The organism is Jejuia pallidilutea, from assembly GCF_002973595.1.
Classification (GTDB): domain Bacteria; phylum Bacteroidota; class Bacteroidia; order Flavobacteriales; family Flavobacteriaceae; genus Jejuia; species Jejuia pallidilutea.
In genome coordinates, this window is the sequence record NZ_PVEO01000001.1 from 741,452 (window position 1) to 761,370 (window position 19,919).

A 19,919-nucleotide genomic window follows, 5' to 3' on the forward strand; every position below is an offset into this window, starting at 1 on the left:
AGAGAGTTGAGACTTGTTATAGCTTATTTTGAAAACCCATAGTCATTTTTTGAAACTCTGCTATTTTATCTTCAAGTTTATTTAATTGTTCTTTTGTTATATAATTCCTTTTTTGTGCAATTATTAATTGTGTTTCTAGCTCAAACGATGAGCCTAAAGAAATATCAAGAAAATGAGAAAAAGACTTATCTGTTCTAGAACAACCTTCAGCAATATTACTAGGAATTGATACTGAACACCTACTGATTTGAGAAACTAATCCAAATCTTTCTTCTTTTGGAAAACTATCTATTAATTTATAAACATCATCAACAATTTCAATTCCCAAACTCCAAATTTTTAAGTTTTTGTAGTTGTGTCTTCTTTTTGCACACATTTATCTCTTTTCTTATTTCTTTATTCTCTTATCTTAAATTAATCCAACCAAGAAGTATGATAACTATCATCTGCTATTTTCATAGCTTCTTCTGTAACCATTAATGGTTTAAACGTATCTACCATTACCGCTAATTCTTCGGTTTCGGTTTTACCTATACTGCGCTCTGTTGCCCCAGGATGCGGCCCGTGCGGAATGCCTGCTGGATGCAATGAGATATGGCCTGCCTCAACATCATTTCTGCTCATAAAATCACCATCTACATAATACAGCACCTCATCACTATCAATATTACTATGGTTATAAGGCGCTGGAATGGATTGCGGATGGTAATCATACAACCTAGGCACAAAACTACACACCACAAAGGCATCGGTTTCAAAAGTTTGATGTACTGGTGGCGGTTGATGAATACGACCCGTTATAGGTTCAAAATCATGAATTGAAAATGCATACGGATAGTTGTAACCATCGTAACCCACAACATCAAATGGATGGGAAGCGTACACCATTTCTATAATATCGTCTTGTTTTTTTACTTTAATTAGAAATTCTCCAGACTCGTTATTGGTTTCCAATTCTTCTGGCCTACGGATATCGCGTTCACAAAATGGCGCATGCTCTAATAATTGTCCGAACCAATTACGATAACGTTTTGGCGTATAAATTGGCCTTCGGGATTCCACGATAAACAAACGGTTATCTTCTGTATCAAAATCTATTTTATAGATAATTCCACGAGGAATTAACAGATAATCGCCGTATTTAAAATCGAGGTTACCTAGCATAGTTCTTAACTTCCCAGTACCTTTATGAATAAAAATTAATTCATCTGCATCAGTATTTTTGTAAAAATAACTGTTTGTAGATTGTTTTGGAGCTGCCAAAATTATTGCACAGTCGCTATTGACCAAAACTGTTTTTCTACTCTCTAAAAAATCGTTTTCTGGTTTTACTTGAAACCCTTTAAAGCGATAGGATTTTATGTTATTAGCTTTTGCAATTTTTGGTGCAACATTATATTGGTTTTTTATAGCTTTTACCTGTGTTGGTCGTTGCTCGTGATAGCTGTTTGTAGACATTCCGTCGAAACCAATAGTGCCAAATAACTGCTCGTAGTACAATGACCCGTCGGGTTTTCTAAACTGTGTATGTCGTTTAGGAGGTATTCTCCCTAATTTATGATAAATTGGCATGTTTTTGAAGTTTAATGGTTAAACCTAAAAAGGCTAATTGATTGATAATAAAGATAGTGAATTTATATATTCCACCTTATTCCTATAAACGTAGAAATAACAAGAATACTTACTTATTCAGGATTTCTCTTGATAAGGTAATGAAGAAACTGTAGTAAATCTTTAAATAAAAGCTTCATAACTACACAAATATCGTGAAAATTTGGGATACTATAAAAGATGTTACTTTTACAAACTAGCAAAGACACAAAGAGAGGTATTGATTTTGGCGGATTGGTTTGCGTTAGGGATTGCAGCGGCATCCTTTTTAAAAACTTAAATGTATTAATTTGATAAGGAACTTGTGTGTATGGGATTGCCACGTCGCACACTCCTCGGAAAGATGCGTTTTTTAAAAAGATATAGCGGAAAGCCCGACCGCGCTTTGAGAGCCTAAGCGAACGAGCGTGGTAACGCCAAAAACATTAAAACCAAAAACCTACGTTAAAATACCATACGCTATTTTTTTCTTCTGGTGAATAACTATATTTAATTTGTATTGGTCCTATAAAACTATCTACCGCATAACCTAAGGCATATCCTCTGTAGTTGGGTAAGGTAAACCATTCTCCTGTTTCAAAAATATCATCGTCTATATTTGCCCAATTGCCCTCTAAGGTAATATGATGTTTTTTAAACACCTCGTAATCCATACTAAAGTATGCTTTTACATAACTATTACCTGTTAACGAAAAAAAGTCGTATCCATAAAATGGAATAAAATTATTTATAAGGTTATTACCATAACCCCCTAATGCAAAGTCTAAGGTTGTAGTAGATTTATCTCCAAACTTTAGGCCTCCGCCTGTTTGCAAATTAAACGACAGCTTTGGCGATACGCTAAAGGCGTAACCTGCTTCTGCCCTTGCTATTGAAAAACTCTCGAAATCTTCATTAAAATGCGATGCAAAAAGATACATATGCAAATCACTATCAAAATAAACACCTTTTTTAGGAAAGTATTTGTTATCGTATGTGTCTAATCTTAAGTTCCCAAAGGCACTGAAATAATCGGTACTTTCAAAAACAAATTCCTCCTCACTACTTCTATTTACAATAGTTTCAGATGTTACTTTTAACCTTTTATGTTCTGCACCAAGGCTTAGGGCAAAATCTTTTCTAAATAGTGTTTGTACGTAAAACTGATTAGTTTGATCGTGTAATGCTGCATTTATTTTATTAAGCCCTGTACTTGAAATTTGACTATCGTCTAGCAGTAATTCTGCATTCACGTCTTTTTTAAACGCATTATATCTGGAACGTAAACCTATACTCCAATAAAACCCTTTATCTATTAAATAATTGAAATTATAGCGTACGTTATCACCAAAAACAACATCTAAAGATGCTATATCGTTGCCAAACAGTAATCGCTTTTTAGTGAGATTAACCAACAAACCACTTTTATATAAATCGTCGTAATGCACACCTAACTTTAAAAATGTAGTTGTTTGGGTTTCTTTAACTTGGGTAACTAAATTGTATGCACCATCTTCTGTGGGCTCTAAATCGTAATAAAACGAATCGAAATTATTAGTAGCTATTAAACTGTTTAAGCCTCTTATAAAATTAGAGTAAGATACTTTTTCGCCTCCTTTTAATTTTAGCTTTCCTAAAATATAAGATCGCGAATATTTTTCGTTGCCTTCAACTTTTATACCTCTTATGGTTAAGCTGTCGTTTCTTATTTTATTTGGTAAGACACTAGATTTCAAGATATTTAATTTAGGCAATTCTTGTAAGGATTCCAGATTTTTTAATGCTGCTTTTTCTCCGTTAGCAATAATTTTATTGCCTTCATCAAAAGATACAACGTTAAAATTCTTGATATCTGGTTTAATATAAATATCTGTTTTTTTGGCTTTTACCTTCATATCGTTGATGGTTCTGAAATTATTAATTTGAATTAATACATCAGGTGCCGAGGTAAGTTCCTTAATATTCAACAACCCATCTTGCACATCTACACCAATAATAACATCCATTCCTTTATTTCGCAACTCGTTAATAGGATAATTATTTACCACACCGCCATCGATTAATACTTGCCCATTAATTGTTACAGGCTGAAAAAGCGTAGGTAAGGCACCACTTGCCATAACTGCTTGGGCCAAATTACCTTCGTCTAGCAACACTTGTGTTCCTGTTTCTACGTTGGTGGCAATACAAAAAAATGGAATTGGTAAATTTTTAAATTGCTGCACATTACTAACGTGTAGCATTAATTTTGACAATAAATTATAAGTGTTCTGACCTCTAGATAAGGCCGATGGTAGTTTTAACTTAAAATTATCGAACGGTAAGGTTAAGGCATAACGTTCAGCATTATGTCGTTCGTAAAATGCTTTAGAAGCTCTTGGTAAATCGTCGTTTATAATTTTTGTAAAATCTAAATTATTAAAAATAGAATCGAGAGCCTCACCAGAATAGCCAGAGGCGTAAAGCGCCCCTACAATAGCGCCCATACTTGTACCTGCCACATAATCTATCTTAACACCTAAACTGTCTAACACCTTTAAAACTCCAATATGCGCCAATCCTTTGGCACCACCGCCACTTAGCACCAAACCAACTTTTGGCTTTTGGGTAGCTTCTAAGTTGTTCTGCGCTTTGGTAGAAAACAAAGCAAAAAGCAATAAGGTTAATATTAAGATTTTTGTTCTCAATTACTTTTTGTGATAATAATTATAAACTTTTTCTGCTCTAGATACACCAACCACAGCTTCTAATTCGTCTAACTTTGCATGCGCCACACGTTTTGCAGACTTAAAGTGTTTTAATAGATCTACCACGGTTTTTTCTCCAACTCCCGCAATGGTTTCTAGTTCTGTATTTAATGCATTTTTACTTCTCCTATTTCTGTGGTGCTCTATACCAAAACGATGCGCTTCGTTACGCAATTGCTGTATAATTTTAAGCGTTTCGCTTTTTTTATCTAAATATAGTGGAATTGGATCGTTTGGGTAAAATAATTCTTCTAAGCGTTTTGCAATTCCGATGATGGCAATTTTACCTCGCAAACCTAAAATATCTAAACTTTTTAATGCTGAAGACAGCTGTCCTTTTCCGCCATCAATGATAATGAGCTGGGGCAAAGGCTCTTCTTCTTCTAATAAGCGTTTGTAACGCCTGTATACCACTTCTTCCATAGATGCAAAATCGTCTGGCCCCTCAACCGTTTTTATATTAAAATGGCGGTAGTCTTTTTTACTAGGCTTACCATTTTTAAACACCACGCAAGCTGCTACTGGGTTTGTGCCTTGTATGTTTGAATTATCAAAACACTCAATATGTCGCGGCTCTTCATTAAGGCGTAAATCGGCTTTCATCTGCGCCATAATTCTATTGGCATGCCTGTCTGGATCTACAATTTTCATTTGCTTAAAACGCTCCATTCTATAATATTTTGCGTTTCTAAGGGATAAATCCAGAATATGTTTTTTATCGCCTAGTTTTGGAATTGTAACCTTTACATTTTCACCCAAATCTACCTTAAAAGGTACATATATTTCTTTTGAATTTGAACTAAAACGCTGCCTAATTTCGGTAATGGCCAGTTCTAGAAGTGTTTTATCAGATTCGTCTAATTTCTTCTTTATTTCTAAGGTATGCGACCTAATAATTGAACCATAGGATAATTGTAAAAAATTAATATAACCATAACTTTCGTCGCTAGTTATCGAAAACACATCTACATTGCTAATTTTAGGGTTTACCACGGTAGATTTTGCTTGGTAATTTTCTAAAACTTCTATTTTTTCTTTTATTTTTTGGGCTTCTTCAAACTGCATGTTTTCTGCACAACGTTTCATTTGTGTTTTAAACTGCGATAAAGAGTCTTTAAAATTGCCTTTAATAATTTCTTTTATGGCTTTAATATTAGCATGATATTCGTCTTCGGTTTCTAAACCCTCGCATGGGCCTTTGCAATTGCCCAAGTGGTATTCTAAACATACTTTATATTTACCAGCCTCTATTTTATCTTCACTAAGATTATAATTACAGGTTCGCAAACTGTACAAACCCTTAATTAAATCTAAAAGGGTGCGCACGGTTTTCATGCTTGTGTATGGGCCAAAATATTCGCTGCCATCTTTAAAAACTCGCCGTGTGGGAAATACTCGGGGGAAACGTTCGTTTTTTACGCAAATCCATGGATAAGATTTATCGTCCTTCAACATTACGTTATACTTAGGCTGGTACTTTTTTATAAGATTGTTTTCAAGAAGCAGTGCATCGGTCTCGGTTTCTACAACAATGTGCTTTATCTTTTTTATTTTTTTAACCAAAACACGCGTTTTTCCGTATTCGTGGTTTTTGGTAAAGTAAGAGCTAACGCGTTTCTTTAAGTTTTTAGCCTTACCTACATATATAAGCGTATCGTTTTTATCATAGTATTGATAAACTCCTGGTTGGCTAGGAAGGGTTTTTAATTGTATCTGTAAATCGGGGGTGTCCATTAGTGTAAAGGTAATTATTTTAATGTTTCTAAAAACTTAGTACAAATGCTTTTTTATTCACATAACCACACTTTTGCCGCTGTTATTTTTTTTAAAAAATAGATGTTTTTTGAACGGATTATTTTTCTACATTGCGCCACTTTTTAAAAGTGCCAAAGCAAGTAATATAATTGTTTGAATGTAGTACTTAAGTTGGCAAATAAATGCGTTAGGGATTGAAGTGAAAAGCCCGACCACTTGCCCTGAGGTTCTCGAAGGGAAGGGGTAACGCCCAAAAAAAATAATTTTATAGAATTTATTAATGACAAAAAAAATAATAGGGAGAGTTGATAAGGTAGACTTCCCGAAACTTAATTTATTTGATATTGCAGTAAAAATAGATACCGGGGCATATACCTCGGCGATTCATTGCTCTAAAATTGTAGAGCAAAACGGTGTGCTGCATTGCGATTTTAATGGAGAAGCTATAACTTTTAGTGCCTTTTCTAGAACCGATGTAAAAAGTAGTAACGGCCACAAGGAAAACAGGTACAAAATAAAAAGTGAAGTGGTTGTGTTTGGTAAGTCTTACAGAATTAACTTAACTTTAAGCACTAGAGACGATATGAGGTTTCCTGTGCTTATTGGCAGGCAGTTCCTTAAACATAAATTTTTGGTGGATGTAGATATGGAACACGTTTCTTTTAAACAAAAATGTAATGAATATAGTAATACTTTCTAGAAACGCTAATTTGTATTCTACCGATCGCCTTGTTGAAGAAGGGGAAAGCCGCGGGCACCATATGGAAGTTATTGATCCTTTAAAATGCGATATAATTATTGAGAAAGAAAAGCCTACCATTTTTTATAAAGACCGCTATTTGGATTATGTTGATGCTATTATACCTAGAATTGGTACCTCGGTAACATTTTTTGGTTGTGCTGTGGTGAGGCAATTTGAAATGATGAATGTATTTACATCGGTAACATCAGATGCTATTATTCGCTCCCGCGATAAACTGCGTAGTTTTCAACGTTTATCTAAAGCGGGTATAGGTATGCCCAAAACCGTATTTACCAACTATTCTCGCGATATAGAAAAAGTATTAGCTCATGTTGGTGGTACACCTGTAATTATTAAGCTTTTAGAGGGCACACAGGGGTTGGGCGTAGTTTTAGCAGAAACAAAAAACGCAGCAGAGTCTGTTCTTGAAGCGTTTAATGGATTACAAGCCAGAGCTTTAATTCAAGAGTATATTGGAGAAGCTAAAGGTGCCGATTTAAGAGCATTGGTGGTTGATGGGCATGTAGTAGGCGCTATGAAACGCCAAGGTAAGGAAGGGGAATTTAGATCTAACCTACATCGAGGTGGTTCTGCCGAAATTATTAAACTTACCGAGGCAGAAATAAAAGTAGCCATGAAAGCTTCTCGCGCCTTAAAACTACCTGTTTGTGGTGTAGACATGTTACAATCTAGTAGAGGCCCCTTGCTTTTAGAGGTAAATTCTACTCCAGGGTTAGAGGGTATAGAAGGTGCTACGGGAAAAAATATTGCCAGAAGTATTATTACCTACATAGAACGCAACAGGCGCTAGCATTAAAATTACAAGCCATAAAAACAATAAAATTAAATAATGCAAACTTGGTATATTTGATGTTTAAAGACCGACATATAATTAGTAAAAATTAATGACAGTAGAAAAAAAACCGATAACCATATTGGGCACTTTGGTTAAGCCAGGAGAAACCAAAGAAGCAAATTTTGATGTTGCTAATTTGCATACCGCATCGCCTATTGATGTACCTGTAATAATTAGTCGTTCTAAAAAGGCAGGCCCTACCGTATTGTTTACTGCGGGTATTCATGGAGACGAGGTTAATGGCGTTGAAATTATAAGACAATTAATAGCCAAAGGTATCAACCAACCCAAATGTGGCACCATTATCTGTATGCCTGTTATTAATATTTTTGGATTTATAAATTTAAAACGCGAATTTCCAGATGGCAGGGATTTAAACCGTGTATTCCCAGGAAGCACAGGAGGTTCTCTTGCTAGTCGTGTTGCCAATAAATTAATAAAAGAAGTGGTACCGCATGCCGATTTAATTATTGATTTTCATACGGGTGGCTCTGGTAGATATAATGCACCGCAATTACGTTATGCCAAATCGCAAAAAAAACTAAATGAACTTGCCGAAGTTTTTGGTGCGCCATTCGTTCTATACTCTAAAAACTTAACCAAATCCTTTAGAACCACATGTACTAAATTAGGCAAGGACCTATTATTGTTTGAAGGTGGAAAATCGTTTCATATAGACGATGTGGTAACAAATTCTGGCGTTAATGGCGCGAAACGTGTTTTAAAGCATTTAGGCATGCTTAAAACTGTTTTTAAGTCTTCTAAACCTAAAAAAAGTACTGTATTTATTGAAGATAGTAAATGGCAACGTGCCAAATATTCTGGAATGTTTAAAGCATCTATAAATGTTGGGGCAAAAATTGAAAAAGATGATATTATTGGTAACATTACAGATCCTTATGGTAAATTTAATTACTTTGTGAGAGCACAAAACTCAGGGTATGTTATTAATGTAAATGAACTGCCTATTGTATATCAAGGCGATGCTTTGTTTCATGTTTCTACTAAAATTAAATCTTGATTCCAACAGAGCTTTTAGGGTTTTAAATCTATAAGTTCTAGAATATAACCTATTGAACATGACCAAATCAGAATTACGAAAAACATATAAATCACTTCGGCAAGAACTATCAGAAGAACAGATAGACAACTACAGCATTGCTATTGCCAATAGGCTTTTAAAGCTTCCTATTTGGGAACATTCATTCTATCATATTTTTTTATCTATTGAAGAAAAAAAAGAAATTAATACCGACTACATTTTAAATATCCTGTCTGGAAAAGACAAACATATTGTGGTGTCTAAATGTAATTTTAAAGCAGGAACACTCTCTAATTTTTTGTTAACAGATAGTACTGTAATTAAAAAAAACAGTTACGGCATTCCAGAACCTATAGAGGGTATTGAAATTTTAAACGACAAAATTGAAGTGGTATTTGTACCGCTTTTAGCCTTTGATAAACTTGGAAACCGCGTAGGGTACGGCAAAGGCTTTTACGATAGATTTTTAAGCGACTGCAACCCAAAAACCATTAAAATAGGCTTATCTTATTTTGATGCTGAAGATGAGATTAAGGATGTTTTTAAAGGGGATATTGGGTTGGATTATTGTGTGATACCAGACAAAACCTATAGATTTTAATTCTCGCAATCAATTCTTGAAATTATTCAATAATTTCAACAAACATATCTGGCATATTGTGATTGTGAATATCATAATACTCATCTCTAGGGAAACCTGAGGACAAACTTATAATATTTCCATCGTTGTCTTCAACAACATATAGCGGATACCCTTTGGTGCCTATATTTATTATACTATTTTGGACTAAATCATAGACTACAATCTCTTTTTTATGTCCCTGAAAAATACGAGCGGAAACTTCTTCCTTATCCGTACCGAATATCTTCGTTCCAGAGGTATTTATACTCGATGTAGTTAAAGGATTTGTATAACTCGCTACTTCCGAAAAATCAGTTGAAGAATATACTTTGTTCCTCTTTTTATTAAGTATTAATGATGCCGTGGAATTTACAGAAATATCACTGTTATAGGTAGCCCATAAAGGAATTTCTATTATACCTTTTTGAGTAATATAACCTTCGTTATCTACACTGAAATGTATAGCCCTTCCTTCGTTGTTATGACTTAATAGAATATTTGTATCATCTAACTTTGTAATTTCATAATTCATTCCTCCTTGATGATCTGGAAAATGAGGTTTTTCATCTATTTGCAACATTTCATCACCATTTCTTTTAAAAGTAAATACATCATCTTTATCAGAAAATATCCAAATGTTATTTTTCAAATATGCAAAACTATCACGTAATCCAAAACCAGGCTTCAAAGCATATTTAAAAGTTAAATCAGTAGTATCATAAACCCAATAATCCCCTCCTTGCTCAAAAATAAGCTCTTCGCCATTTTCCGAATTCACTAGTTGCATTTCAACATCAGTCTGCACTGTTGGCAACTTAAACCCTTCAGCTTCAACAGTTTTATTTATGTAATCATATTTAATTAAACGTCTTGAATTGTCAGGATTCACTCCATAGAAATAAAATACCTTACCAGCTGGATCAAAATTTAAGAACCGTATATAATCGAATTCTAATAGTTCTGATCGTGTAAAATTAGTTTCAATCATGTTTTTATCCCTTTCTAAAGGACTAATATTACCAAATATATTATGCACATAAATTGAGTAAACAGGATGATTTACATAGGGAGGCATTTCATCAGTATATGAGGTTATATTGATATCATCAATGATTTTAACAGTTTCAATATTGGGACTTGAATTCTCATTTTGATCTTGTACCCTTATTTCGTAATGTGAAAAATGATATCCTTCATACTTTTGCCAAGAAATAGTCACAGAATTTTCTGCAGATGACGCGTCCTTAATAGTAACGTTTTTCGGGATTATATTTTCGGTATATATATATCTTGCATCGCTTTGCCCCAATAAGCCTTTATTAGTATAAATTTTTAAAAAATAACAAAGTGATTCCGCATTTGGCGCATTTTCGTCAATGAATTTAGTATTTTTAACGTCCTCAATTGACCCAATTAAATCTGCTGAATCAATATCGCAATTGGCTGTAGACCGATATATTTCATACTTTAAAAAGTTGTTATATCCTATATATTCATCCCAGTTAAATTCTATACGATCTGTAAAATGTTTCGCTGAAAAACTACTGGAATATATATCCATTTCATTTGGAGGAATATACCTGAGTGCTGTAAACTTATATTTTTCCGACTTACCGTCCCCATCCAAATCAAGATTAGCAGAAAAAACAAACGTTGTATTATTAACATTATTTACTTCTATAGTTTCTGTTTGGTTGGTTGTTGATAATCTTAAAATACCATTATCCAATTCCCAATTCAATATATTTTTTGTAGGTATACAATTACGAGATTCTTGAAATAAAAACTCTTCGTACAGCCCATTTTCTTGGTATATGAAAAAATCTCTACCACACTCTTCAAAGTTAACTGGTACATTTTGTATTTGATTATTTAACTCAACATTATAGATAGACCAAATACCATATAAATCTTCTTTTTTAACGTCTTTTTTGATAGAGTCCCTTTCATTAATGTCATCTGATTCACATGAAAGCATTAATAATGACAGAGAAAAAATAGAGAAAACTATTAACTGAAACTTATAATTCATTTATATACTTTAATTAAAAACTCGTAATAACTTTATTGTAACCAATTAATTTATGTCTTTTGCAAAAGCCCGTTTATTAAACACAATAAGCATCATAAACCCCGTACTTATGGCCATATCTGCTATATTGAATACAGGCTCGAAAAACGTAAAGAATTTACCACCATATTTTGGAATCCATTCGGGAAGATAGCCTTTATACATTGGGAAGTATAGCATATCTACAACTTTACCATGCAATAAACTATCGTATCCACCTTCTTTTGGAAGAAAGCCTGCTACTTGATTGTAACTATCCTCAAATAAAACTCCATAAAATACAGAATCAATAATATTACCTAGAGCGCCCGCGAAAATAAGTGCTATGGCTACTGTTAAAATTCGTGAACTTTGTTTTTTTGTAACACTGTACAACCAATACCCTATTCCAAAAATAGCAACTATACGAAATAAGGTTAAAAATGTTTTTGCTGTCCTATCTGATATAAAAGGTAAAATATCACTAATGCGTGTGCCCCAGGCCATACCTTCATTTTCAATGAAGTAAATTTTAAACCAACTAAATACGGCAACGCTATCGTGTAGCATAAAGTTAGTTTTAATGTATACTTTGCTTATTTGGTCGATAAGCAAAATAATAACGATTAAAATAATGGATTTTTTTAGTGACATGTTTTGAAAGCCCTTCGACTACGCTCAGGGTGCCATTTTTAAAAGAAAAACGCCTTTCTTTACTGTAAAGATTGGCGTTTTTGTTTATGAAATTTCTTTTTTTCATTTCAATATCGCTAAAAACGACAAAGGAATGTGTTATTTCTGCATGTTTTTAGCTTCAATACTTAAGGTTGCATGTGGTACCAATTCTAAACGCTTTTTATTAATTAATTTACCCGTTACACGACATACGCCATAGGTTTTATTCTCAATTCTAATCAACGCATTTTTTAAATCGCGAATAAACTTTTCTTGACGAATAGCCAACTGCGAGTTAGATTCTTTGCTCATTACAGCACTGCCTTCATCAAACGCTTTAAACGTGGGCGACGTATCGTCTGTACCATTATTATGGTCGTTCATATAAGCACTTTTTATCAATTCTAAATCGTGTTGTGCTTTATCTATTTTTTCTTGAATTAGCTTTTTAAATTCTGCTAGTTCCGCATCCGAGTATCTTACGTTTGTATTTGAAGCCATAATTTTTAATGTTTTGTGATAAATAGTTTGGTATTTACGTCATCAAAAGCAATTTCTATACCGTTATCTATTTGTTCAATTATTTCTAATTCTTCTGTTAATGTTTCGGTTTTTATATAATCAATATTAGAGTCTACAGCTTGTTTAACCTGCTCGTCCTTTTGTAATTTTACATCAATTCTATCAGTCACTTCAAAACCAGAATCTTTTCTTAAATTCTGAATTCTATTTACCAATTCTCTAGCAATACCTTCTTTTTTAAGAGTATCAGAGATGGTAACATCTAGCGCAACAGTTAACGAACCTTCGTTGGCAACCAACCATCCTTCAATATCTTGAGACGTAATTTCTACGTCATCGCGTTCTAAAGTAACATTTTTTCCGTTTATTTCAACGTTAAAACTTCCGTTTTGCTCAATTTTGTTAATATCTTCCGCCGTAAAGTTCATTACTGCACTAGCAACTGCCTTCATATCTTTACCAAAGCGAGGCCCTAAAACTTTAAAGTTTGGTTTTATTTTTTTCACCAAAACATCAGAAGCGTCGTCAAGTAATTCAATCTCTTTAACATTTACCTCGTGCTTTATCAAGTTTGATACTGCTAAAATCTCTTCTTTTTGTTGTGCACTATCAATAGGAATCATAATCTTTTGAAGGGGCTGGCGTACTTTTATCTTCTCCTTTGCTCTTAACGATAATACTAAAGATGATATTGTTTGTGCCGCTTCCATTTTTCGTTCTAAGCTTTTATTAACATAAGCTTCGTTATACACAGGGAAATCTGCTAAGTGCACACTTTCAAAAGTTTCTTTTTGGGTTACTGCATTTAAATCTAAATACAATCTATCCATAAAGAATGGTGCAATAGGCGCGCCTAATTTGGCAATAGTTACCATACATGTATATAAAGTTTGGTATGCCGAAATTTTATCGGTTTGGTAATCGCCTTTCCAAAAACGTCTTCTGCTTAATCGCACATACCAGTTACTTACATAATCTTGTGTGAAATCTGAAATGGCACGTGCTGCTTTTGTAGGTTCGTAATCTGCATAAAAAGCATCTACCTTTTTAATTAAGGTGTGTAATTCTGAAAGAATCCAACGGTCTAACTCTGGCCTGTCTTCTAAAGGAATATCAGCTTCAGCATAACTAAATTTATCTAAATTTGTGTATAAGCTAAAGAAAGAATAGGTGTTGTAAAGTGTTCCGAAGAATTTACGTTTCACCTCCTCTACACCATCTAAATCGAACTTTAAATTATCCCATGGGTTTGCATTAGAAATCATGTACCACCGTGTGGCATCTGCCCCGTAGGTACTTAGTGTTTCAAACGGATCTACAGCATTCCCTAAACGTTTAGACATTTTTTGTCCGTTTTTATCCAACACCAATCCATTAGATACTACATTTTTGTAAGCGACAGAATCAAAAACCATGGTAGCTATGGCGTGAAGCGTGTAAAACCATCCGCGGGTTTGATCTACACCTTCGGCTATAAAGTTTGCGGGAAATGTAGTGCCATTGTCTATTAAATCGGCATTTTCAAATGGATAATGCCATTGCGCATAAGGCATAGAACCAGAATCGAACCAAACATCAATTAAATCGCTTTCGCGTTTCATGGGTTGACCTGATGGTGATACTAAAGTAATTTGATCTACAATGTTTTTATGTAAATCTATTTTAGCATAGTTTTCTTCAGAATTGTTACCCACTTCAAAATCTTCAAAAATGTCTTTATCTAAAACACCTGCTTCAACAGCTTTTGCCATTTCCGTCTTTAATTCTTCAACCGAGCCAATACACAATTCTTCTTTACCATCTTCGGTTCTCCAAATTGGCAGCGGAATTCCCCAATAGCGTGAGCGAGATAAATTCCAATCGTTTGCATTTGCCAACCAGTTGCCGAAACGCCCCTCTCCTGTACTCTTTGGTTTCCAGTTGATGGTGTTGTTTAGTTCGTGCATACGCTCTTTAACATCAGTAACTTTTATAAACCAAGAATCTAACGGGTAATACAAAATTGGCTTGTCGGTACGCCAACAGTTGGGATAACTATGTTTGTATTTTTCAACCTTAAAGGCTTTATTTTCTGTTTTTAATTGAATAGCAATTTCAACATCTACAGAACGTTCTGGTGCTTCTCCTTCGTTGTAATACTCATTTTTTACATATTTACCAGCTAGCTCTCCAACTTCTGGACGGAAACGCCCTTGTAAATCTACCAGTGGTACTAAATTACCGTTCTCATCCTTTACCAACATAGGTGGTATTTCTGGAGTAGCTTGTTTTGCCACCAAGGCATCGTCTGCACCAAATGTAGGGGCGGTATGTACTATTCCTGTACCATCTTCGGTAGTTACAAAATCTCCAGAAATTACTCTAAAAGCGTTTTCTGGATTATCGTTTGGAAGCGCATAGGGCAAAAGTTGTTCGTATTTAATACCAACTAAATCAGTTCCTTTACATTCTGCTACTATTCTGAAAGGTATCTTTTTTTCTCCAGATTTGTAGGTCAAAACATCATCGGTAGTCTCAACTTGTTTAAACTTTCCTGAAAATTGATAACTGACTAATTTTTTTGCCAATACAACTTTAATAGGTTTAAACGTGTATTGGTTATAGGTTTCAACTAAAACATAATCTATTTTAGGCCCTACTGTTAAAGCGGTATTACTTGGCAACGTCCAAGGTGTAGTGGTCCAAGCTAAAAAGTAAATATCGCCTTCATTCTTTAAAAAATCTGGTAATGATTCTGGAATTGCCTTAAATTGAGCTACAATAGTAGTATCAGTAACATCTTGATAGGTACCTGGTTGATTTAACTCATGCGAACTTAAACCGGTTCCTGCTTTTGGTGAATAGGGCTGGATGGTATAGCCTTTGTATAATAATTTTTTATCGTAAATCTGCTTTAACAGCCACCAAACAGACTCCATGTATTTGGGCTCGTAAGTAATATATGGGTCGTCCATATCTACCCAATAGCCCATTTTTTCGGTAAGGTTGTTCCAAGCATCTGTATACTTCATTACCGCTTTTCTGCACGCGGCATTATAATCTTCTACCGAAATGGTTTTGCCTATATCTTCTTTGGTAATGCCCAATTCTTTTTCTACGCCCAACTCTATAGGTAAACCATGTGTATCCCAACCAGCTTTACGCTTTACTTGGTAACCCTTCATGGTTTTATATCTTGGAAAAATATCTTTAATAGCTCGTGCTAATACATGGTGTACACCGGGTAAGCCATTTGCAGATGGTGGCCCTTCGTAAAACACATAAGGTGTAGCACCCTCTCTAGTGGTTACACTTTTCTCGAAAACATTATTTTCTTCCCAATAGCTGAGAATTTCATCTGCTACTTTTGGTAAGTCAAGTCCTTTATATTCAGCAAATTTCATGTGCATTTATACCTATTTCTTATAAGTTCGCGAATTTAATGAATTATCCTTAAATGTGTAATTTTAAAACAGAAAAAAAGCCGAACAAAATATTCAGCTTTTTTTAACAAGGTTGGTTATAAAAACGGGTTAATTCTTTATAAATTTTTTAGTAATTACCTGGTTATCATCTGTTCTAAAAACTGCTATATAAGTACCGCTAGACATATTTGGTAACTGCAAACCGTTGTGCAATGTAGCACTATCTACATTACTTAACTGCATTACAGACTGCCCAGAGATACTGTATATGGTAAACTTGGTTACCGCTGCATTTAGCTTTTTAGCATAAAGCACGTTGTTTAACACATCGTAATAAATATAGTTTTGGCTTGTTTGTACTTCTTCTGAACTTAGTGTTGCTGCTTTAGGTTGAAATACAATTTCTAATCTTTCGTTAAATACGCCTTGTACTGATGTAAATGTGTAGGGTTGCTCTTGTCTTAAATCAAAATACTCTCCAGTAAGATTATCTCTTAAATAAATGTCTTGGTTTTCGTCTATATGTTCTAAATCTGATATTTTAATTTCAAAAGTATTATCACCTGATGACCTAAAGTTTAATGGCACTACTTTATCTGCTGTTATAGCACTATAGGCCTGTATGTTCATGTTTTTACCTTCTAAGGTTAAATTTAAATCGTTATTGCTGATATCATCCGTTTCTGCTTCATATCCATAATCGAAAGCATCTGATGTTATGTCGCTAAATCCTAATAATAATTCTCTTTTTGACTTAGGACCAACTATTGTATTAAATTCTAAACGTATTTTTTTTATAAGATCTTCATTGTTTTCAACATGTGTAGTATCACTAACAGATTTGGATGTTGATTGTTTAGAAAATACAGCCCCATTGTTAAATTTACCATCTGCATCTGCTTCTTTTACAAATACGCGTTGGCTATTGTTAAATACCACATTACCATCTGCAACTATTTCTGTAATAAACCCTTGCCCAACAGCCAAATACCTTGTTGGTACTACAGTACCCACGGCTTCTCCTGTTGTTCCGCCGTTAAGCCCTGAGAATTGACGAGCCCTAACGCCTCCTAGCTTATTTACTTGAGCATAACCTCCATCATAATCTGCCATGTTATGGGAAGCACCACTCCATTGTTGCCATAATTGTATAGTACCATCAATAACACCTTCATTATCGTCAATAAACTTCACAACGTCTATGGCACTGGCATAAGGATTTCCTAAAAGAAATTCGGTTTTAGATTTTCCTGCGACTGAACCTGGACCGCCTTTATCTTTTACAGGAACTAATATGGTGCCATTGTTTGGTTTCCCCTCAAAAATATATTGTTGTGTTTCGCTAGGAACCCCTGTTCCTTTTTGGGTATAACCCATACCGGGTGTTATTTGCGTTGAGGGTGTTATTTGTGTCCAGTCCCAATACGAAGTGCCATTAATAAACGTATACAGCCAATATGTGCTTATGTTGCCATTTGCAGTGTAATTCCCTGTAAATTGTGTGTTAAAGCCAAAATCGTCTTTTAGCATATCTAATCTAAAATCAGTGTTATTTGGGTTATTCGTAGTTGCATTGTTATTGGTTAGGGCAGATGCCTTTTTTATACCTACAGGAGCTGCCCAGTAATTATACCAAAACGCACTAGATGTACCTTCTTGACGCCTTAATATTTTACCCTCGCTAGAGGTTACCAAATCGCTATGCTCTGTTTGAACAAGTTGGGAGTCGTTCATTAAATCAATCGTTCCGTTTAATTCTAAATAATAGCTATTTCTTAATTCATTATCGCCTTTAAGGGTTATTGTTTTTCCAGAATCTAATATTAAACCCGATGTTTTAATTGAGGTATTTACAGCTATATCATGGCTAACCCTAACAATTGTAAAATAAGAATCTTCTAATTCTTTTGTATCCCATACATCTTCCAACCAATTATCCTTCCCCGTCCACGTACCATTACGCTTTGTTTTAAAAGGCATAGGAGCTGTTTGCGCTTTTACTGTTTTAGCATTGTAAAGTGTTGCGGTATTAGTATACGATGAAAAATCTTCGGTAGTTGAGCTTATAATATTGCTCATAGGGTAATAGGCTACTAAACTAGACCATGGAATGGCTTCTTGTGTTACATCATCTTTTATAATTTTTGGAACTATTACACCAGCTACACTGCCTGCATCTTCTTTAATTTCTTGGTATACAATTTTTTGAATTTGATTATCGGATAATGCTATATTAAACAGTCTTACTTCATCTATATCCCCATTAAAAAACTCTTTATTTGTTGACACATTTTTACCCATTGTAAAAGGGTTTTGAGATGATTCAATAGGTTTAGAGTATGATTCGTCGTTTCCTGTTTTGGCCAAATGCCCGTTTATAAAAACTTTTAATTTATCTTTTCTAAGCGCATTGTTAAAAGTAACGGTGATATGTGTCCATAGATTTTCTTTCAATCCTTCTAATTCATCATCAGATTTTAACACAATAGACTTTCCATTAATTCTTGCCACTACGCGCTTGTTCTTATTAACCTTTACTTTTAATTTACCTTGGCTAAACAGCGTTCCTGTTTCAGAAAAAGTTTCATCTAGCTTTACCCAGGCCATTAAGGTTAATTGCTCAAAACCACTAAGGTTTAAGTTACTATCTAAATAATCGTCTACACCGTCTAGGTCTAAAGTTGACGATGCTGGAGGATTAGGCGTAAACATGTCTTCAGAGTCTGGAATTCCATCTCCATCTGTGTCTTTATCTTCTTCTTCGCCTGTAATAAAGTTAATTTTGTAATCTTCAATTTCTCCTGCTTGATATTTAAAATCGCATGCAGTAAAATTTTCATTTTTACCAGTTCTTAAGCCAAATCGTATTACAGATTTGCTAGGTTTAACAGTTTCGGGAATTTTTATTTCAATAGGAATTTTAACAGTTTTTTTACCTCCAGTGTTATTAGTGTCTCTAAACGGAAATAAAAAACGCTCACCATTGTCGTCAAAATCATCGTCGTTGGTCTCATTAAAATTTAACCAAACCACTACCATATTGGTATTAGAGTTCCATCCATTAAGCGTTACTGTAACTGTGCCTTCTAGTTTGGAACCTACGGGTATATCTGTTGCTGGTAATTCTGAATAGTAACTATAATCTCCTGTTTTTCCAGAGCTAGTATTATCAATACTTCCAAATGAAATATTTGATATGTAGTTTGTATTAAAACTACCTATGTTTTTGGGCTCACAAAATTCGGGTTCAAATTCATCTTCATCTTCATCATAATCTGAAATAAATGTAATATTGTAATCTTCAACTTCACCCGATTCGTATTTGAAATCGCACGAACTAAAGTTATTACTATTACCTGTTCTGTAACCTACTCTTAAAATTGAATTCCCTGGCTTTATTTTACTTGGGATTTCTATCTTAAAAGGTACTTTTACCTCTTTATTACCCCTGGTATTATTTTTGTCCTGAAATGAAATTAAAAAACGCTCGCTATCATCGTCAAAATCATCATCGCTACTTTCATTAAAATTTAACCAGATGATTACTGTATTTTTTGCTGTATTCCATCCATTTATAGTCAGTGTAATTTCACCTTCTAGATATTCTCCCGCAATAACATTGGTAGCTGCAATATCTGAGAAATATGTGTAGTTGCCCGTATTCCCATTGCTGCTATTGTTTATAGTGCCTATTGCAACATTAGAAATATAGTTAACGTTGAATTTTCCAATATTTTTTGGCTGGCAGTATTGCGCATTAATTGTGTTAATTAAAATAAAGTGGACAGTAATGAAGCTGAAAAACCTTATTAAGCGTTTTACATAATTTCTTTTCATGGTTTAATTGTTTAGGGTCAATTAAATTTATGCAGGTGCAACGTTTACACCCTTTGAGAAATTGAAAAACTGAGAGA

The 19,919-nt window shown here is 34.2% G+C and carries 13 protein-coding genes; 4 read left to right on the forward strand and 9 right to left on the reverse strand.

Annotated features, from left to right (window positions below; translation table 11 throughout):
- Nucleotides 1–16: 16 nt before the first annotated feature.
- From CLV33_RS03300 to uvrC, 4 genes are all read right to left on the reverse strand, one after another.
- Nucleotides 17–376 (reverse strand): four helix bundle protein, encoded by a 360-nt coding sequence (locus CLV33_RS03300; protein WP_105472683.1) that lies wholly within the window; start codon nucleotides 374–376, stop codon nucleotides 17–19.
- Nucleotides 377–414: 38 nt separating this feature from the next.
- Nucleotides 415–1,572 (reverse strand): homogentisate 1,2-dioxygenase, encoded by a 1,158-nt coding sequence (locus CLV33_RS03305; RefSeq protein WP_105472684.1) that lies wholly within the window; start codon nucleotides 1,570–1,572, stop codon nucleotides 415–417.
- 464 nt (nucleotides 1,573–2,036) lie between these two features.
- Nucleotides 2,037–4,277 (reverse strand): patatin-like phospholipase family protein, encoded by a 2,241-nt coding sequence (locus CLV33_RS03310; protein WP_105472685.1) that lies wholly within the window; start codon nucleotides 4,275–4,277, stop codon nucleotides 2,037–2,039.
- On the reverse strand, nucleotides 4,278–6,071 hold the full coding sequence (gene uvrC / locus CLV33_RS03315) for an excinuclease ABC subunit UvrC (protein WP_105472686.1): 1,794 nt from the start codon (nucleotides 6,069–6,071) through the stop codon (nucleotides 4,278–4,280).
- A gap of 301 nt (nucleotides 6,072–6,372) precedes the next feature.
- Here uvrC and CLV33_RS03320 point away from each other — a divergent pair, with 301 nt between their 5' ends.
- The 4 genes from CLV33_RS03320 (at nucleotide 6,373) to CLV33_RS03335 (ending at nucleotide 9,333) form a co-directional block, all read left to right on the forward strand.
- Entirely contained in the window at nucleotides 6,373–6,792 is a 420-nt protein-coding gene (locus CLV33_RS03320) for an ATP-dependent zinc protease family protein (RefSeq protein WP_105472687.1), read from the forward strand.
- The gene (gene rimK, locus CLV33_RS03325; RefSeq protein ID WP_105472688.1) at nucleotides 6,770–7,645 is read left to right on the forward strand and encodes a 30S ribosomal protein S6--L-glutamate ligase; all 876 of its coding nucleotides are present in this window, start codon (nucleotides 6,770–6,772) and stop codon (nucleotides 7,643–7,645) included. The genes CLV33_RS03320 and rimK overlap by 23 nt, the downstream gene beginning before the upstream one ends.
- Before the next feature lie 94 nt (nucleotides 7,646–7,739).
- A complete protein-coding gene (locus CLV33_RS03330; RefSeq protein WP_042242244.1) occupies nucleotides 7,740–8,711 on the forward strand; it encodes a succinylglutamate desuccinylase/aspartoacylase family protein in 972 nt (323 codons plus the stop codon).
- 58 nt (nucleotides 8,712–8,769) lie between these two features.
- A complete protein-coding gene (locus CLV33_RS03335) occupies nucleotides 8,770–9,333 on the forward strand; it encodes a 5-formyltetrahydrofolate cyclo-ligase (protein ID WP_105472689.1) in 564 nt (187 codons plus the stop codon).
- Nucleotides 9,334–9,355: 22 nt separating this feature from the next.
- On the opposite strand, the gene CLV33_RS03340 is transcribed toward CLV33_RS03335, so the two are convergent.
- The 5 genes from CLV33_RS03340 to CLV33_RS03360 all read right to left on the reverse strand — a co-directional run bounded on the left by CLV33_RS03340 (nucleotide 9,356) and on the right by CLV33_RS03360 (nucleotide 19,842).
- Nucleotides 9,356–11,386: a fibronectin type III domain-containing protein gene (locus tag CLV33_RS03340; RefSeq protein WP_146109706.1), complete on the reverse strand. Its 2,031-nt coding sequence runs from the start codon at nucleotides 11,384–11,386 to the stop codon at nucleotides 9,356–9,358.
- Between the two features lie 45 nt (nucleotides 11,387–11,431).
- Nucleotides 11,432–12,058 carry a lipoprotein signal peptidase gene (locus CLV33_RS03345; protein WP_105472691.1) on the reverse strand — a complete coding sequence of 209 codons (627 nt, stop codon included), beginning with the start codon at nucleotides 12,056–12,058 and terminating at the stop codon, nucleotides 11,432–11,434.
- A gap of 138 nt (nucleotides 12,059–12,196) precedes the next feature.
- Entirely contained in the window at nucleotides 12,197–12,580 is a 384-nt protein-coding gene (locus CLV33_RS03350; protein ID WP_042242249.1) for a TraR/DksA family transcriptional regulator, read from the reverse strand.
- Between the two features lie 5 nt (nucleotides 12,581–12,585).
- The gene (gene ileS / locus CLV33_RS03355; protein WP_105472692.1) at nucleotides 12,586–15,990 is read right to left on the reverse strand and encodes an isoleucine--tRNA ligase; all 3,405 of its coding nucleotides are present in this window, start codon (nucleotides 15,988–15,990) and stop codon (nucleotides 12,586–12,588) included.
- 123 nt (nucleotides 15,991–16,113) lie between these two features.
- Nucleotides 16,114–19,842: a LamG-like jellyroll fold domain-containing protein gene (locus CLV33_RS03360; RefSeq protein ID WP_105472693.1), complete on the reverse strand. Its 3,729-nt coding sequence runs from the start codon at nucleotides 19,840–19,842 to the stop codon at nucleotides 16,114–16,116.
- Between the last annotated feature and the right edge of the window lie 77 nt (nucleotides 19,843–19,919).